This is a genomic window from Streptococcus sanguinis, assembly GCF_003943735.1.
GTDB classification, from domain to species: Bacteria; Bacillota; Bacilli; order Lactobacillales; family Streptococcaceae; genus Streptococcus; species Streptococcus sanguinis_E.
Genome location: NZ_RJMV01000001.1, coordinates 100,684 through 118,789 on the forward strand (window position 1 = coordinate 100,684; position 18,106 = coordinate 118,789).

At 42.2% G+C, this 18,106-nt stretch carries 17 protein-coding genes; all 17 read right to left on the reverse strand.

Annotation, left to right across the window (positions count from 1 at the left end; all coding sequences use genetic code 11):
* Positions 1-12: 12 nt before the first annotated feature.
* The 17 genes from D8877_RS00540 to D8877_RS00620 all read right to left on the reverse strand — a co-directional run bounded on the left by D8877_RS00540 (position 13) and on the right by D8877_RS00620 (position 18,096).
* Entirely contained in the window at positions 13-1,350 is a 1,338-nt protein-coding gene (locus tag D8877_RS00540; protein WP_125352117.1) for a dipeptidase, read from the reverse strand.
* Between the two features lie 21 nt (positions 1,351-1,371).
* Positions 1,372-2,883, reverse strand: a complete 1,512-nt coding sequence (locus tag D8877_RS00545) for a YfcC family protein (RefSeq protein WP_002925462.1) — start codon at positions 2,881-2,883, stop codon at positions 1,372-1,374.
* 205 nt (positions 2,884-3,088) lie between these two features.
* Positions 3,089-4,036: a carbamate kinase gene (gene arcC / locus D8877_RS00550; RefSeq protein WP_125352120.1), complete on the reverse strand. Its 948-nt coding sequence runs from the start codon at positions 4,034-4,036 to the stop codon at positions 3,089-3,091.
* Positions 4,037-4,202: 166 nt separating this feature from the next.
* Entirely contained in the window at positions 4,203-5,219 is a 1,017-nt protein-coding gene (gene argF, locus D8877_RS00555) for an ornithine carbamoyltransferase (RefSeq protein WP_002900826.1), read from the reverse strand.
* A 50-nt stretch (positions 5,220-5,269) separates the two neighbouring features.
* Positions 5,270-6,499 carry an arginine deiminase gene (gene arcA, locus D8877_RS00560; protein WP_002912023.1) on the reverse strand — a complete coding sequence of 410 codons (1,230 nt, stop codon included), beginning with the start codon at positions 6,497-6,499 and terminating at the stop codon, positions 5,270-5,272.
* A 289-nt stretch (positions 6,500-6,788) separates the two neighbouring features.
* On the reverse strand, positions 6,789-7,475 hold the full coding sequence (locus tag D8877_RS00565; protein WP_125352122.1) for a Crp/Fnr family transcriptional regulator: 687 nt from the start codon (positions 7,473-7,475) through the stop codon (positions 6,789-6,791).
* Positions 7,476-7,522: 47 nt separating this feature from the next.
* Positions 7,523-8,020 (reverse strand): DUF1648 domain-containing protein, encoded by a 498-nt coding sequence (locus D8877_RS00570; RefSeq protein ID WP_004187746.1) that lies wholly within the window; start codon positions 8,018-8,020, stop codon positions 7,523-7,525.
* A complete protein-coding gene (locus tag D8877_RS00575) occupies positions 8,007-8,288 on the reverse strand; it encodes an autorepressor SdpR family transcription factor (protein ID WP_002896078.1) in 282 nt (93 codons plus the stop codon). Before D8877_RS00575 ends, D8877_RS00570 begins: the two co-directional genes overlap by 14 nt.
* Positions 8,266-9,054: a YhfC family glutamic-type intramembrane protease gene (locus tag D8877_RS00580; protein ID WP_048771598.1), complete on the reverse strand. Its 789-nt coding sequence runs from the start codon at positions 9,052-9,054 to the stop codon at positions 8,266-8,268. Before D8877_RS00580 ends, D8877_RS00575 begins: the two co-directional genes overlap by 23 nt.
* 190 nt (positions 9,055-9,244) lie before the next feature.
* Entirely contained in the window at positions 9,245-10,324 is a 1,080-nt protein-coding gene (locus D8877_RS00585; protein WP_293826298.1) for a serine hydrolase, read from the reverse strand.
* 135 nt (positions 10,325-10,459) lie between these two features.
* Complete coding sequence (sodA, locus tag D8877_RS00590) at positions 10,460-11,065, reverse strand: superoxide dismutase SodA (RefSeq protein WP_002896081.1); 606 nt, start codon at positions 11,063-11,065, stop codon at positions 10,460-10,462.
* Between the two features lie 62 nt (positions 11,066-11,127).
* Positions 11,128-12,174: a DNA polymerase III subunit delta gene (holA, locus tag D8877_RS00595; protein ID WP_048771588.1), complete on the reverse strand. Its 1,047-nt coding sequence runs from the start codon at positions 12,172-12,174 to the stop codon at positions 11,128-11,130.
* A gap of 251 nt (positions 12,175-12,425) precedes the next feature.
* On the reverse strand, positions 12,426-13,553 hold the full coding sequence (locus tag D8877_RS00600) for a DUF805 domain-containing protein (RefSeq protein WP_004191883.1): 1,128 nt from the start codon (positions 13,551-13,553) through the stop codon (positions 12,426-12,428).
* 128 nt (positions 13,554-13,681) lie between these two features.
* Positions 13,682-15,922: a DNA internalization-related competence protein ComEC/Rec2 gene (locus D8877_RS00605; protein WP_002900837.1), complete on the reverse strand. Its 2,241-nt coding sequence runs from the start codon at positions 15,920-15,922 to the stop codon at positions 13,682-13,684.
* Positions 15,906-16,586 (reverse strand): helix-hairpin-helix domain-containing protein, encoded by a 681-nt coding sequence (locus D8877_RS00610; protein ID WP_125352125.1) that lies wholly within the window; start codon positions 16,584-16,586, stop codon positions 15,906-15,908. Before D8877_RS00610 ends, D8877_RS00605 begins: the two co-directional genes overlap by 17 nt.
* Positions 16,587-16,734: 148 nt before the next feature.
* The gene (locus D8877_RS00615) at positions 16,735-17,283 is read right to left on the reverse strand and encodes an HXXEE domain-containing protein (protein WP_185760143.1); all 549 of its coding nucleotides are present in this window, start codon (positions 17,281-17,283) and stop codon (positions 16,735-16,737) included.
* A gap of 72 nt (positions 17,284-17,355) precedes the next feature.
* A complete protein-coding gene (locus D8877_RS00620) occupies positions 17,356-18,096 on the reverse strand; it encodes a lysophospholipid acyltransferase family protein (RefSeq protein WP_125352129.1) in 741 nt (246 codons plus the stop codon).
* Between the last annotated feature and the right edge of the window lie 10 nt (positions 18,097-18,106).

Here is an 18,106-nt window from a genome sequence, read left to right on the forward strand (position 1 = left end):
AAAAGTCAGCATTTAAGGTGTTGTAGCCAAACGATAAATAGCTTCCGCGTAAATATCCATGGCCCGATACAGATCATCTAAGAGCAATCGTTCATTGACCTGATGCTCTGTCTGATCAGCTCCCGGAAAGAGAGCGCCGAAAGCAACACAGTTAGGCATCGTACGAGCAAAGGTCGCTCCGCCAGAAGACATAGCTGGACTGTTGTCTCCTGTTTTCTCCTGATAAATTGCCATCAGGGTGCTGACCAACTCACTGTCCAATGGTACATAGAGCGGAGCCAAGTAATCAAACTCCTGATAGGTCAGCTCGTATTGACTGGCTATTTCTGCCAGCTTTTCAACCAACTTGTCCTTGTCTGCCAAGACCGGAATCCGCATGTCAATCCGAATCTCAGAGCGGTCAGAGGTTAAAGTCAGACCGGCAACACTAAAGGAAAGAAAGCCCGACTGTTCGTCAGACACAGCCCCAAAGAGATGGTTGCCTGTCGCATCTTCACCAACCGCCTGAGCCAGAAAGACAAGAGCCGGATGCGAATCCAAGGGCTGCAAGACCTTAGCTAGGCGAATAATGGCGTTAATTCCTCGGGCAGCATCCTTGGCGTGCTTAGGCAAGCCGATAACCGTTACTTCTTCTGCCGTTCGCTCATATTCATAGCCTAAATCTTCCAGTCCTGCAACGACGGACTCCAGTAAGTCACCCGAATAGGGAGCCTTGGCAGGAACAACATTAAAAGCTTGACCAGCTTCGAGCTCTATAGTGTCAGAGCCAGGCCCTTCCAGCTTAAGCTGCAGAAGCCCCTTCTCAGCATAGGTCAAAGGGAAGGAAGAGTCTGGTGCAAAGCCAAGTGTAGCCTGCTCTTCTAGCTGGTTGTATCTACCCATACAACGCCAAAGTGTCTCCTCATCTGTACCAAAGATAAAGCGAACCCGCTTTTTAAATTCCACTCCACTGTCCAGCAATGCTTTTACAGCATAAAGAGCGGCCATGGAAGGTCCCTTGTCGTCCTGAACCCCACGACCAAAAATCCAGCCATCTTTGACAGTGGCTTCAAAAGGCGGCGTCTGCCAGTCCGACTCATCACCTGATGGAACAACATCCAAATGACAGAGAACGGCCAGGAGCTGAGCTCCATGACCGATTTCTGCATATCCGTAATAACCTTTAGGGTCGAGGTAGGTTGTAAAGTCTAGCCCCCGACAGATTTCTAAAGTTTTTTCTAGGACATCTTGGATAGCTTGTCCAAAAGGTGTTCCATTTTGACCTTCATTCAGTACTGAAGGATAGGAAACGATTTTTTTCAAAGATTCAAGAAAATCTTCTTTAACTTCTTCCGTTATAAAATTTTTCATGGAATCACCTCAGCTTCTAGCTTATAGGAACGGTAAGAAAGTTCCTAGGAGTAAGAGACCAATACTGATCGCAATGATAGCTACAATCAGCTTACCGATAAATTTCCACCAAGTACCAATATTGATACGTCCAAGTGCCAAAGCCCCCATAACAATACCAGAAGTTGGAGCAACCAGGTTCAGCACACCTGAAGCAGACTGGTAAGCTGTGATGATCAAGCTTGCCTTGACATTGACAAATTCTCCCAAAGGAGCCATGATTCCCATAGTTGCACTGGCCAGACCAGATGATGATGGGATAAGGAAGGACATTGGCAGGTAGAAAATGTAGGTCAAGACGATAAATACTTGTGATGACAGACCGCTGAGTCCTTGTTTGCCCCAGTTGAGGATAGTGTCTGTAATCATACCGTCATTCATGATAACTTGGATACCACGGGCAATTGCTACGATTAGGGCTACGCTAAGCAGGTCAGCTGCACCGTTCATAAAGGCTGAGATAATCTTATCTTCCTTGAGACCGTAAACAGCACCAATCAAGATTCCCATGAAAGCAAAGAGCATAGCTCCTTCTGGGAAGTACCAAGTACCCAGTGCGGAAGTAGATGAACCAACAATCTTACCAACAACTGGAAGACCAGTCAGCCAGGCATTGATGTCCTTAAAGATAGTAATACCGAGACCTGTCCAAGGAATGAAACTTAATACCATAAGGACAAATGTCAAAATGAACAATACTAAGACAATTCTTTGCTTTTTGCTCAGTGTTGACTCAACAGATGAAGAAGTTTCAACGTTGAAGTGTTTCAAATCTTCTTCGCGAGTGCTGTAAACCAGTGACTTGGTCGGATCCTTTTGAATTTTATCTGCATAGCGATAAACAAACCAAGTACTGAGAGCTGTCATGACAAACAAGAAGATGAGACGGAGAGCAATCCCTTCACCGGTACTAACACCAGCAGTCGCTGAAGCGATACCTGTTGCAAATGGATTTAGTGTGGAAGCCAAACATCCGATTTGCGAACCCAGCAGGATAATAGCCACCCCGGTCAGACTGTCAAAACCAACCGCCATCATCACCGGCACCAAAAGCGGATAGAAGGCCATGGTTTCCTCACCCATACCATAGGTAGTACCACCGAGGGCAAAGAGAGGCATCAAGACAACAATCAGCATCTTTTCGCGACCCTTGTACTTCTTAACGATAGAGGCAATTCCCACATCCAAAGCGCCAGTTTCGTTGACAACGCCAAGGAAACCACCGACCATGAGGATGAAGAAGGCAACATCTATCGCTGCAGTAGTTTCCTTGATTAAGGATCCTTCCTCTGGATGCGTACCCAGCATTGCACGAATCGGTGCCATCAGAACATCCCAAATCCCTTGCGGATTTTGCGCTTGTTTTTGATACACACCATCTATAAAAGCCCCTGCTGGGATAATCCAAGTCAGCACTGCCATAATGGCAATGATTATCAACAATACGGTGTAAGATGAAGGCATCTTAAACCCTTTTTTTGTTTTTTCACTCATTTGTATTCCCTCCTAAAAATTTTTTAACGAGGTTACGAACCTACATTTCCCTGTATGAGCAAACAAGAAAACGCTTACTTTGTTTTTATTTTACCATATTAACATTGAAAAAGCCAGTATTTTTGAAAATAATCAAAGATTTTCAGGAAAAGACTTGCAGCAGCGACAGAGTTCAGCTGCTATCGACTTTCAATCAGTTCTATGCCTAGCCTTTTTCAATAATCGTACCGCTCTCAGACTCAATCAGAGCGCCCAGATTTTCCAGAGATGTGATAACTGCTTTGCCTTCTGGACGGCCATTGACAAAGGCAATAGCTGCTTCTACTTTTGGAAGCATGCTGCCTGGTGCAAATTGTTCTTGCTTGATGTATTCTTCCAATTGAGCAACATTCACATGCTCCAATTTTTCTTGGTCTGGTTTGTTGTAGTTAACAAAGACATAGTCCACACCAGTCAAGACGATGAAGAGGTCTGCATCAACCAACTCCGCTAAGCGCTGAGAAGCAAAATCCTTGTCAATAACAGCTTCAACACCAGTAAGATGGCCATTGTCTTCTTTGACGACAGGAATTCCACCACCGCCAGCAGCTACCACTACTTGACCTTGATTCAAAAGCGTACGAATCGTTTCAATTTCCTTGATGTCCACTGGTTTTGGTGAAGCAACGACCTTGCGCCAACCGCGGCCAGCATCCTCTTTGAAAGTCGCTCCGCTCTTTTCAGCTTCCGCTTTTGCTTCTTCCTCTGAGTAGAAAGGACCGATTGGCTTGCTGAGGTTGACAAAGGCTGAATCGTTCTTATCAACTACTACTTGCGTCACAACAGAAGCAACATTCTTTTCGATACCTTCATCCAAGAGAGCATTTTGCAAAGCATTCTGCAGCCAGAAGCCAATACTGCCCTCTGTCATAGCCACAAGAGAGTCTAGTGGGAAAGCAGGATTCTTTTCAGAGTCTGCTGCCAACTGTTGCAGCAGCAAGTTCCCTACTTGCGGACCATTTCCATGGGTAATGATAAGATCATCCCCGTTTTTAATCAATTTCACCAAGTGTTTAGCAGTTTCCGCCAAGGCTTCCTGCTGTGCTTTCGCTGATGGGTCAGATGAAAGGATGGCATTTCCTCCCAAGGCTACAACGATTTTACGATTTGCCATTAAATTCTCCTTAAATGCGCTTCAATGAATGCGCTTCCAATTTATTTTAGTAGATTATTTAATTTTCAATAAGAAAATGAGCATTTCTTATCATATAAAAGAGGGCCGGACTAAAGCTATTAGTCGCAGCCCTCATAGCTGTTGGTAGACGGTTTCTTAGGTAAGATTATACTTTTGGAATGTAGAGGTTTCCAAGAGTTGCAGCCATAACCGCTTTAATTGTGTGCATACGGTTTTCTGCTTGGTCGAAATGACGAGCATATTTGCTGCGGAAGACTTCGTCTGTTACTTCCATTTCCTCTACGCCGAATTTTTCAGCGACATCTTTACCGTAAACAGTATTTGTATCGTGGAATGCTGGTAAGCAGTGCAAGAAAATCAAGTTTTCGTTATCAGCTTTCTTCACCAAATCCATGTTTACTTGGTAAGGTTTAAGGAGGGCAACGCGTTCTGCAAACTTGTCTTCTTCACCCATAGATACCCAAACGTCTGTGTAAAGAACATCAGCACCTTTAACCGCTTCGTCAGCATCTTCAGTGATGAGGATACGTGCGCCGCTTTCTTTCGCAAAGCCTTCTGCCAATTCAACGATTTCTTTTTCTGGGAAGAGTTCTTTTGGTGAGAAGATGTGAACGTTGACACCAAGGATAGCTCCTGTTACCAGCAAGCTGTTGGCAACGTTGTTACGTCCATCACCACAGTATACCAATGTCAAGCCTTCCAGACGGCCAAAGTTTTCTTGAACAGTCAAGTAGTCAGCCAACATTTGAGTTGGGTGCCATTCGTCAGTCAGGCCATTCCATACTGGAACACCTGAGAATTCTGCCAATTCTTCTACCATGCGTTGGCTGAAGCCGCGGAATTCAATCCCATCAAACATACGGCCCAATACTTTAGCAGTGTCTTCTGTAGATTCTTTCTTACCAAGCTGGATATCATTTGCACCAAGGTATTCTGGATGTGCTCCCAGGTCAATGGCTGCTGTTGTAAAAGCTGCCCGAGTACGAGTAGATGTTTTTTCAAACAAGAGAGCGATATTCTTACCAGCAAGATAATGGTGTTGAATATTGCGTTTTTTCAAATCTTTCAAGTGAGCTGAAAGACCGATAAGGTATTCTAACTCAGCACGGCTAAAGTCTTTTTCTGCTAAGAAGCTACGTCCTTGGAATACTGAATGTGTCATTCTATTATTTCCTCTTTCTTTTCTTTATGTATTTGTTAGCACTTGTATGCTTAAATTTCTTCACGTTCAAACGGCATAGACATACAGCGTGGTCCACCACGACCGCGAACCAATTCACTTCCGCGGATCTTAATCAAACGCAAGCCGTATTCTTCCAAAATCTTGTTAGTAACGGTGTTGCGGTCATACACCACTACCACACCAGGTGCGATGGTCAAGGTGTTAGAACCGTCATTCCACTGCTCACGCGCAGCAGCTACAATATTGCCACCGCCACAGCGAATCAGGTGAACTTTTTCCACACCAAGGTTTTCTGCCAAGATTTCTGCCAAATCACCTTTTTCTTCAACAATCTTAAGTTTGTCATCAACATAAGTTACTGAGTAAACGCGAAGATCGCCTTCGATTTCTGGGTGAATCGTGAATTTGTCATAGTCAACCATAGTGAAGACAGTGTCCAAGTGCATGAACTTACGGTTGTTGGCAAATTCAAAAGCCAAAACTTTCTTGAAGCCAACATTTTTCTTGAAGATATTGACCAAGAGTTTTTCGATAGAAGCTGCGTCTGTACGTTGTGAAATACCAACCGCCAGCACATCTTTTGAAAGAACCAGTTCATCCCCACCTTCGATACGTGTATCTTCTTCACGGTTATATACAAGTTCAACATTTCCACCGTATACTGGGTGATATTTGAAGATGTATTTACCGTAGAGAGTTTCACGATTACGAGTATCTGCATACATGTGGTTGAGCGATACAGCATTACCAATTGTAGCAAATGGGTCACGTGTGAAGTAGAGGTTTGGCATTGGATCAATAGCGAATGGATAATCAGATTCCACCAAGTCCGTCAAGCCTTTTGCTTCTTCAGGAATTTCTGGCAATTCAACTTTTTGAACCCCTGCCATCGTTTTTTCAACCAACTCTCGGTTATCTTTGATACCACGAAGCAGTTCGCGAATAGCTTTCTTGGTTTCACGGCCGCGAATATTGGCTTCTTCCAGATATTCTTCGATGAATTGCTCACGGATTTCTGGAGAAGTCAGTGACTCAGCAGCTAGCTGCTCAAGATAGAGCACCTCAACTCCTTCATTACGAAGCGCTTGAGCAAAGTTATCATGTTCTTTTTGTGCATCTTCCAAGAAAGGAATATCATCAAAAAGAAGACGTTCTAAGTAGTCCGGCTGCAAGTTTTCCAACTCCTTGCCAGGACGGTGCAACATAACTTTTTTCAGTTTTCCAATTTCTGAGAAAACACGAATTGGATGTGTAGACATCTACTATCCTCCTTTTTCTTTGCGGTTTAGGTTTTTCTAATCCCGTTTACATGTACTATTCTAGCATTTAATGCTACCGCTTTCAAGAAAAAGTCTACATTGCAAATGCCAAATCCTTTGCTTTTTTCTATTTTTATTTTTATAATATTCTTCTTTAAAGCGTTTTCTTTGAATATTTTATGCATTATATTATTTTTGTGAATATTTATTTTTTAAAATAAAATCAATACACGGTTAATATTAGAATATTTTGAATATATTAAGCAAAAAAGAAGCCAATCAGAACCGATTAGCTTCCAGCAAGGTATTTCATGAAATACTCTTTCTCTTTAAAAGTTAATTTTTTATGTTGGTATTCAATCCGACCTNCATCTAAGAGCTTTTTCAGAACTTGATTGACCGTTTCCCGAGTCGTGGCTCCTAGTTTTGCCAACTCTTTCATACTGATAGGAAAGGGCAGGCTATATCCTACCTTGCACAAATCCATGCAGAGCAGAGACAAGGACTGAACCACACGCTCGCTGGCACTGGCTGCTACAACATTGCGCAAACGAAGTTCCTGAAATTCCAGAATTTGCGACAGCCGCTTGGTAATAAACAAAAGCTGATCCACACTCTTCTTAGAATATTCTTCAAATAAATCAATAGGAATGGAGAAATATTCGACATTGGTGACAGCGCTGGCTGTATAATGGTAGCACTCATCAAAAAACATACCTCCATAGGGGAAAACACTGTTTTTCTTGACATAATCCATATATGAAAATGTGTCTGTCGAATCATACTGCTCAATCCGAACATAGCCTTGAGACAAGAGAAAAAGTCGCTCACGTCGATCCCCCGCAAAAAAGATAATCTGCCCTTTAGGAATCTTGCGATACTGAATCTCCACTGCTAATTTATCGAAAAGCTCCACTGGCAGATTGACAAAGGCAGGGTGCTGCCGGATAAATTGATAATGCTCCTTGGTAATCATGATAACCCTTTTATTTGATACTTGATACCATTATAGCATAAATCCGCTTACAAATAGAAAATGCTGACTATAAAAGTAAGAAATCCTAACAAAACAAAGAGGTGTGCCCATTTTCTATTCATGGAATTTCTGTCAGCTTGTACTTTTTTGGGCAAGTAATTGCCTACAATTATGAAAACCAAAGCAACTAGCATAGTTACAATTTTACGCACATCAAAACTCTCATTTAAGCCCCGATAAATGGTAGCTAGATACAGCGAAACAAAGGTAAAAGGAAATATCCAGCGAATAAGGTGCTTAAAGGTTCTATTTAAGATATCTTTGGCAATGGTTATCCAGTAAATCATAACTTCTAGTAGCATCATGACAATTGGAAAAGCCGAAACTACTAAAAACTTAGGTAAAAAAGCATTTCCTTTTCCAGATAAGTCAAAGTGAATAGCCAAGTTTTCTGGTAATGTTTGATAGACCCAGATGGCATATAAAACTGGCAGGAGCATGAGTCCAAGCGCCCAGCCTAATTCTTGTAAACTATTTTTTTTCATTTTCGTTTCCTCCTCCAAGAGATTGAAACCAGACAAGAATTTCTTCAAAAACAGTGACATCTAAGCTGTAATATATAAAGTTCTTCTGCTTTTCTTCTATGAGCAGACCGGCTTTCTTTAGCTGAGAGAGGTGGTAGGATACTGTCGCAGGGGTCAGCTCAAAAGCTTGAGCAATTTCCCCTGCTGACTTCGGACCATGCTTGAGCATTTCCAGAATCCCCCTTCGAACTGGGTCAGCTAGGGCTTTAAGCGTTTGACTGATGCCCATGATTGAACCTTTCCTTCAGGTAAACTTTCAAAATTTTCTTGGTCAGAAAGACTAGTGCCACTACTTCTACTAAGAGCAGAGCCTCAACAGCCAGTGGCGGAAGAACGCCTACCTGAGCCAGAGCAGGCGCTAAGTCAATCAGGGCGTGAAGTCCCAGAGCGGCTAAAAAATACACTGGAGCCTTCTCCTTGACCGCTTTCCAAACCCAGAAGGTCAGAAGGATTTGAATGAGAATAGCCAAGATCCGTTCAAAAGCCAAAAGATAGATGCTGCCAGCGTTCATGGAACGGACATTGTCAATAACTGCTTGAGGAATTTGAGCCAGCGTCTGAGCATTCCCCTGAGTCACTACCTGAGCTATAACCCAAAAGTTTAAGAGACTGACAATACCAACAAACAAAGCCTCAATACCACCATGCCCCAAGCCATAGGCCACACCATCCCTAAAGGTCAGTGGACGCTTCTTCTGCAGCCAGTAAAAGATGACCCAGCGGGCTGTTTCTTCAAAAATAGCTGCCGCAGCAATAGCATAAAGAACGTATAGCCAAGGATTTTCCGTCTGCAAAGCGATAGTTCCATCAGCCTGAGGCTGTAAAACGATACGATGCAAAATATTTTCCAGAACTTGACTAGACAGATAAAAGCCAACTCCCCCTAAAAGGAAAACTAGCAGAGAAATGTGCTTGGTCTTTTTAAAATAAACCAAAGGAACAAGGACTGACCCTAAAATCAGCAGCATGGCAATCAAGATATGAATGGAAATCATCGTTTTTCTCCTGAACTGTTTAGATTTTTTTCTAAATAGATTATACATCTTTCCTTTCTTTCTGTCAAATCTATTTTGATTTTTTTCTAAATAGATTTCAATCTAAAAGTCATCAAGCTTTACTGCATTTTAAAACAAAAAATACGCCCAGATTTTCATCTAAAGCGTATTTTTTCTGATTTCTATTAGATTAGTTCATATTAACCCGATGCCATTCATTGATGACGTAGGCTAACTGACCAACTTGCTCAATTCCGACACCACTGATCTCATCACTGGCCTCGGTGCTACCACCTAAATAAGCCGTATAGAGAGCTATAATATAGGGCTTCTCTTCCATGACTAGAGCATCCACATTGAGCGCTTCACGAACATATCCTGGCTTTTGATAAATGGTAATGTCACGCAGATAGCGCTTATAATACTCACCTGGGAAGGATTCGCCTATATAATAAAGGATATCCTTGTACTTTTCCTGATTTTTAGACAAATACTCAAGGACCTGAATATAGTAGTCCGTCGTGGTCTTATTATTCTCACGGCTGATCGTCTTAATATCAGCCTTGGACTGACCGTAGCGACTAAACATATCATAGGCCTTTTCCATGCCGCCTAGACGCTCTGCTAAAGCGTAGGCTGGAGTATTTTCAGAATAAACCAAGGAATATTCCTGCATGTCTGATATTCTCATAGCACCGTTGAAAGCACCAACATAGTTATCATGCTCGCCCCTATATTCATAGTTTGTATTGGTAATATCAAACCGCTCGTCCATAGAAAGTTTGCCGGCAGCAACCTCATCTACTACCAGCATATTGAGAGGGAGCTTGTAGGTCGATCCCGCAGTCATAGGCTGGGTATCATTCATTGCAAAGGTCTTGCCAGTCGTCAAATCCTTATATGAAAATGCAACCTGGGAGGGTTCAATTCCCATTTCAGTCATATAAGCCTGAATGACCTGAGTCAAATCCAAATTTGCATAGTCAAATCGCAGCCCCAAAGCATCCATAGTCGGGCCGTCCGCCTCCATGACCTTCTGCTTCTCCTCTGGACTTTTCTCAACAGGCTTCGGCTTTTCTTCAACTAGTTTGGAATCAGGCTTGACTTTCTCTTCTTTCTGTTCTTGCTCGCCAGACTTTGCAAGTTGGGCAGCCTCTTGTGCTTTCTTTTCAATAGCCTTATTTCGTTGGGTTATAAAAAGGAAGATGAAGCCCAGCAGACAAAGACAAGAAAGGACAGCTACGATAATCGTTACAATTTTTTTACTCAAAACATTTCTCCTAGCATTTGTATTATAAAAAATTATGAGGAAAATAACAAGTGAAACCCAGAAAAAAGGCATTTTAAGCATCAAAAAAGGCAAATCATTAATCGATTCGCCTTTTTATCTATTGAAACTGCCTGTTTATTTAGCAGCAGCGTAAAGTTCGTCAACCTTTTTCCAGTTAATAACTGAGAAGAAAGCTTGGATGTAGTTCGGACGAAGATTGCGGTATTTCACATAGTAAGCATGTTCCCAAACATCCAGTCCCAAGATTGGAGTTTTACCTTCTGAAATAGGAGTATCCTGATTTGCTGTTGAAGTTACTTCCAACTTACCTTCTTTGTTGACAACCAACCAAGCCCAGCCAGAACCAAAACGAGTTGTAGCCGCTGCAGTGAAAGCTGCTTTAAAGTCTTCAAATGATCCAAAAGTAGCTTCGATATCCGCTGCCAACTCTGCAGATGGTGATGTTTCTGCTGGTGTCATCAATTCCCAGAAAAGAGCGTGGTTAAGATGACCACCACCGTTGTTGATGACTGCTTGACGGATATCAGCTGGGATAGACTCCACATCAGCCAATAATTTTTCCAAGTCTTCACCAATTTCAGGATGTTTTTCAAGCGCAGCATTAACATTCGTTACATAGGTATTATGGTGCTTGTCATGATGCAAGTGCATTGTTTCTTCATCAATGTAAGGCTCTAACGCATCGTAAGCGTAAGGAAGATCAGGTAAGATAATTGCCATTTGATAGACCTCTTTTTCTATATGATTATAAAAATGATAACGCAATCATTAGAATTTTTCAACTATTTTGCTTGTAAGTCACCCGTCGCAATCTTGAGCAGAGCCAAATCAAACAGGTAATCTTTATCATACAGCCCCGACTTAATCTGGTAATCCGTTTCAATCAGACAGGCCATGGTCCTTTTAAGAAAGGCTAAACTCAGTGAGCGAGCATCCTTTAAAGCAAACTTGACTTGATAAGGATTGACCTTGCGGCCTAGATAGTCAGACAAATCAGACACAATCTGACTCTCAGCTCTGCCATTTTCTGCTAAAACCTTAACCTGCGTAAAGATACGAAACTGCCCCAGCATAATGGCAATAAGCTTGATTTCATCCTCACCTTGAAGAGTCAAATCTCGTACCAAACTTCTGACCTCATCAATCTTCTGCTGCAAAATCAGCTGGGTCAGGTCAAAAATATTGTCCTGAAGAGTCTTGGGAATGGCCTCGGCAATGTCTTCTAAACCAATCTGACCAGACTCTTTATAACCTTTCAGAAAGGCTAGATTTTTACTAACTTCACTGAACTGAAAACCTGATTTCAGCAGCAACTGATCGAAAGCTGTCGTAGCAAATTGTAATCCTTCTGCCTGCGCTTCCTTACTGAAATAAGCCCGTAGATCTGCTTCCTTGAGTTCTGCAGCCTCAAAAATTTTCCCGTCCCGTTTCAGTAGCTTGACCAGACGGCGCTTGCTATCCAACTTACCTTCTGCGAAGATAACCAGATGAGTTGTATCCGCTGGATTTTCTAGGTAATTTTCAAAAGATTTGAGTTCTTCATCAGTCAGATACCGCTTCTTGGCTGTTGTCAAATCAGCAAAATGGTCCAAAATTACGATTTTTTCATCCGCAAAAAAAGGCAGACTGACCAAGTCCAATTCCACATCCTGATAGTTTGCTTCTTTCATATCGAAAATAGCAGTGTTCAAATCACTCGGTTGAAACTGAATCTGGCGGAGAAACTGCTCTTTCAACAACTCAAACTGCCCCAAATCATCCCCAGCCAAAATGGTCAAAGCAGGAAGATTGCTTGGCGTGATTTTTTTAATTTCCTCAATAGCTAACACCGAAAGTCTCCCCTGCTTTATATTTCTTGTCAATTTTATTCATGTATTGATTGTAACAAAAAAGAGTCGGAAAGTCTGCTTTTTTCTTTGCAAACGAAATCTAATTTTTGAATAGATCTGCTATATAAATAGAAACTGTTATTTGCTTCATTTTTCTTTGTTATGAAAAGCAATCAATGCCTCGTTCTGTTAAAACTTTTCTGCGAACGACAGAGCAAAAAGAGCTGGAAATATTCCAACTCTTTCTTTGTTTATTCATGATTTTCAGTTGTATCCTCTACACTGTTTTCAGCTGGAGTAGAAGTCTGCTCCTCTTGAACTGATGAAACAAAAGGATTATCTTGAACAGGTGCTTGAGTTCCAAAATCCTGAGGTGTTGATTGCTCAGGTGTTTCAGCAGTAAATGGATTTTGAACTGATTCCGCTTGCTCCACTGCCTGGCTTTGTTCAGAAACAGGTTGTTGTGGTTGTTGACCAAACTGCTGATCTTGGAAGCCACCTTGCTGTGGCTGTTGGCCAAATGGTTGGTTTTGGACTGGTTGCTGTGGTTGTTGACCAAACTGTTGGCCTTGGAAACCACCTTGTTGCGGCTGTTGACCAAACTGTTGATTTTGAACTGGTTGTTGTGGTTGTTGACCAAATGATTGGTTTTGGACTGGTTGCTGTGGTTGTTGACCAAATTGTTGTCCTTGGAAACCACCTTGCTGTGGCTGTTGGCCAAACTGTTGATTTTGAACAGGTTGTTGTGACTGACCAAACTGTTGTCCTTGGAAACCGCCTTGCTGTGGCTGTTGGCCAAACTGCTGACCTTGGAAACCGCCTTGTTGTGGTTGTTTTTCATAGTTCAAACCTTGATTGTATGGCTGTTGGCCAAACTGTTGTCCTTGGAAGTTTTGCTGACCATATGAATTTCCAACCATTTCAGGCTTAGATCCTTGACAAAGCAAAACAATCAAAGCAATACTACATGGAAGAGATACTATTCCTGCAATAATATTTAGAACTGGAATAAATGATAGTAAAAAAGGACCAACATACAAGAAAAGAAATGCCCAATGATAACCAGCATCACGTAAACGACGGACAATGATAGCTAAATTAGGTACAAAAGTTGCCAGAGCATAGAGAATTAAGATGAAAATAAAGATTACAGCGAATCCTGCTCCAGCCAAGATTGCTGATGGATCTGATTCATATCCATAAGTTGAGTCTTGAACTGCTGCTGAAAGAATACTTCCAAAAGCAGATGCCCAAAAAATGATAAATAGCGGTGCAGTAACAATAACATGGCATAAAACTACCCACCAATAGTCTGACCGGCTAGACCGGCTTGAAAAATCAGCATAGTGTGTCCAGAATTTTTTATATGCAGCAAACATAAAATTCTCCTCTATAATTTTTTATACCCATTATCTTATCACAAATGCATAAATAAATCAATATGACTTCCTGACTGAAGCTACATGGACATGAGAAAAAGTATCAGTTGGCATCTTCAGTCTAGATATCAGCGTACCGTTTCAATCCTCCAGGAATTCCAACCAATCAAACGAATGGCCCCCTGCTGGTCAGTTCGATAGATAGCAGTATTAAATTTCTCAAATCTTTGCAAAGTTTCCTGATGCGGATGTCGATAACGATTATTCTGGCCGGCTGATATCAAGGCCAGCTTCGGCTGAATTTGCTCTAAAAACTCTGGACTGGAAGAGCCTTTGGATCCATGGTGACCTGCTTTTAAGACATCTGCTTTCAGCTGAGGGAATCGCTGCAGCAGTTCAATTTCTCCCTGCCTTTCCAAATCACCTGTAAACAAAAATTTTGTCTGAAAGAACTCCCCGTAGAGTACAATCGAATCATCATTTCCACCGTCGCCTGTCCCACTAGGATAGAGAACCTGCAAAGCTGAGTCAAATACCGGAATCTCATCTCCCACTTCTACGACATGGACAGAACTTTCTATCTGCTCCAGCTTTTGAACAAAATCAGGCTGAGTGAGACTTCCTTTGGAAACATAGATTTCCTTGATGGAAAAATGCTTAGCTACCTCCAGCATATCTCCCATGTGATCGGTATCGGTATGAGTCAGGACCAATACATCCAGACTAGCAACACCACGACTTTTGAGATAGGGAATTAAGGTCTTTTCTGCATTGGATGAAGTCTGTCGCTCCTGCCAAGCCTCTTTCTTTCCTATCTCGACTCGTCCCCCAACGTCAATCAAAATCGTCCTGCCCTGCCATTCCCGGAGAAAAATGCTATCTCCCTGACCAATATCCACTACTGTAATCTCATTTTGCAGCGGATGCTTTGTTAGGAAAAATAAGAGAAGAGCAAGCAAACTAAAAGATAAAAGCCAGCTTTTCTTTCTCCGAAAGTCATAGATTAAAGCCAAAACCAAAAGCAAAGCGAACAGTAACCAGAGGTTGGGCTTCCCAAAAATCAAAGGGCGCGGAGCAAAATCAGCTACCCAACGAATCACATCTTCGAGTAAGTCAAAGAAAAAATTGACTTGAGTGATTTTTAAAAGTGGTGACAAAATAAAAATGAGGGTTAACCCTGGTAGCATCAGCAGGTCAAAGAGTAGTGAAAATAAAAAAGTTAAAATCACGGACCAAGGCTGAAATTCTGCAAAGTAGTAGATTAGTATAGGCAAAATCCCCAATGAAATAGTCAGACTTTCCGCTAAAAGCTTACGAATCGGCGGTAACTTTTCAAAATCCATCATAGAAATCAAAAAGGCATAGGCGCAGGACAAGACACCGCCTGCTGTCAGAAGAAAATTGGGCATGATGATAAAGAGAACCATCAGTGTCAGAGCAAAGTTATCTAATCTGGTCAGTCCTTGCTGGGCCAACAACTTCTGAACTAAGCTTCTGACGACAGAAACAGAAAAGCCTGTGAGTCCAGCATAGATAAATGAAAAAGGCAGCTGCAAAGCATTTACTGTCTCCCTCTTCATCCCCAAACGTAGAAGAATTCTGCGAAAACCATCCAAAAAGAAACCTACCTGCATACCAGACAAGGCAAACAAATGGATGATACCCAAGCTAGAATACAGGTCACTCATTTCCGCAAACTCCGTATCTAAGTCACCAAACAAGAGTCCTGTCATGTAATGGCTCATTGGACTAGGAAAATTACTTCGAATATAGACCAGCGCTTTTCTGCGCCAGACAGACAGCCAATCCAGTGGATTCAGGCTGGAAATTGGTCTTAGTGACTGAATCTTATTGATTTTTAAGGTACGATAAATCCCCTGACTCTTTAAATAAGCCTGATAGTCAAAGCCCGAAAAATTTCGTTGTTGCTTGGCCTGTTCAAACTCTCCTTCAATATCAAGTACGACCAAATCTGTCAGTTGCTGAAAAACTTTCTTTTCACCGGCTGATTTGATCTTGTAGAAGACCTGATAAAGTCGACCATCCGTTCGCCCTCGAAAGGATAGGGAATCTCCATTGACTTTGATTGTATCTGGCAAGACTTTAACCGAGCTAGCTGACGGAGCTTCCTGCCTAAAGGCCTGCTCTGCCATTTCCCGACGAAGCAAGAAAAAGAAGACAAAAAGGGACAGGAATGCCAAAGCAGCTAGACTTTTTTTGAGGGGATAGCTGAAAAAGAGACGAAGCAGAAGGACACCCAGCCCAAAATAAGCCAAAGAACTGCCAGAATAGACTGCAAAATAGGCCCATACAAGGATGAAAGCCAGATAGATAGGGGTGAGGGGTAACTTTTTAATCCACTGTGACATATTCTTTCAGCTTTTCTAAGGTCTTATCTCCAATCCCTGACACCTTTTTCAGATCATCTACTGACTTGAAGCGGCCACTGCTTTCGCGGTAGGCGATGATGTCAGAAGCTCGCTTTTGTCCAATACCTGAGATGGTCTGCAATTCAGCCTCTGTCGCAGTATTTAGATTGACCTTGTCCGACTTTCCACCGCTAGCACCAGCAGAATCAGAAGCTCCTGCTTGACGCTGGCCAGTCTGGGTGACATCAGCTCCTTCTTCACCAATCTTTGCCACATAGATTACTGCTTCATCCGTTAATTTTTGTGCCTGATTGATGGACTTAGCCTCGGCGTCTGCTGTCAATCCGCCAGCTTTTTGGATGGCTTCATGGACTCTCGCTCCTGCTCTCAGCTCATAGACGCCAGGATTATTGACTGCTCCCTTAATATCCACAGTAATCTGCTCGCTTTCCTCTTCGTCCGCCTTGGCCTTAGAGACAATCTTTTCGCTTTCTTCATCAGCTGAGCTGGATGAGGAAGTTACCTCTTGACTTAAGGCGGCTACCTGGTTTTGCGGTTGATGATTTCCTTTGATGAGGAAAAAGCCACCTAGCACAGCGCCAACCACTGCCAGACCGACAAAGAGCTTGTATTCTTTAAGCTTCTCAATGATTTCTTCAAGCATATTTTTCTCCTTTGTCTTTTTATTCGTAAAAAAATTCAAAAAAATATGACAAACCGCGAGAATTTTCAGCTTGTCATTTTTTAAAATCTTTATTTTACAAGTAATCGTATAGATAGAATGGTCATTGATGAAAATAGGAACTGTAATATCAATTTACTTTGCTTATCCTGTATATCCAAGCTTCTAACTTTTGAGCTCTGCTATGTAAAAACGTCAGATTTGCCAAAAGAAAAGCCATCATAAGCACGCTTAGAATTAGAAGCAGCGGCCAAGAAACTGACTGCTGATATAGATAAAGGATGAAGACTAAGATGAGTATAGGAAAAGTCGTCAAAGCTGTGAAGCCGCCCGGTACCCAGCGACGAAAGCGAAACACTTGCATGATATGGCCCAGCAGATGAAGAGTATGACAGAAGCCAATAGCCAGAGCTAGCTCGGGAATGCGAAATAGAATCGCAAGCAGCAAGAGAATAAAAGCTAGCAAAAATTCCTCCGCAATCATTAGAGCTATACTTTCAGCAGAAAGATAACTTCCTCTTCTGGCAATGAACATCTCCTTTTGATAGCTTTGATGGTCTTGATTCTGAGAAATCCAAGGCCGAACCAGGATAATCTCATCAAACTCGTGCAGCATAAACAGTGATAAGGTTACAAAAGATAAAAAAGTAAGAGACATAGCATCCTCCTTATAAAACATACCAACATTATAGCTCACTCGCATAAAAAAATCAGCTCCCAAGCAAGATTGCTCAGCAAGCTGATTAGTATCTTATTTTCTATGCTTATCTGGATCCCAGACAAAGCTAGCAAAAAAGCTGAAAATGATGGTCAAAATTCCAATCAAAATAGCAGGAATAAAGACAAAGGCACGTAAAATCCGCAAGAAAATATTGCCTTTCTTTTGTGTCTGGTAAGGTGCTACTTCAGCATCCAGACGGTCAAACTCAGCATGAACACGGCGAGCCACTTCCTCAACTCCCTCATCATTCATCTTCTTAATGTCTGAAATATCAATGGGATTACCAAAATTCATATCCACGCGCTCCCCAGCTGCTAAGCCTTTGAGGCTCATGGGACCAGCATAGACCACTGGCATGATACGGACTTTAGCCATCTTAGCAATCACTGCCACTCCTCCCTTGACATCCGTAGAATGGCGGCTGCCGCTTGGGAACATAATCAAGGAACGATTGCTCTTTTTCAGCATATTGACAGGGTACTTGATAGCTGACTGACCAGGATTTTCCCGGTCAATAGGAAAGGCACCACACATGCGAATCCACCAGCCGAACACCCGATTTTCAAAAAGCTGTTTCTTGGCCATGAAAATGAACTGCTTGGGCTTGGTCGCAAAAGCCATGTAAACTGGATCCCACCATGTCCGGTGAGGGGCCACCAAGATATAATTTTCATCTTTTGAAGGAATCTTTTCTTTATTGTGGTAGTGTGCATTGCCGTTCAAGGTCCACAGGATAAAAATCACTAAACCTCGCAAATAAGTATAAAACATAAACTCTCCT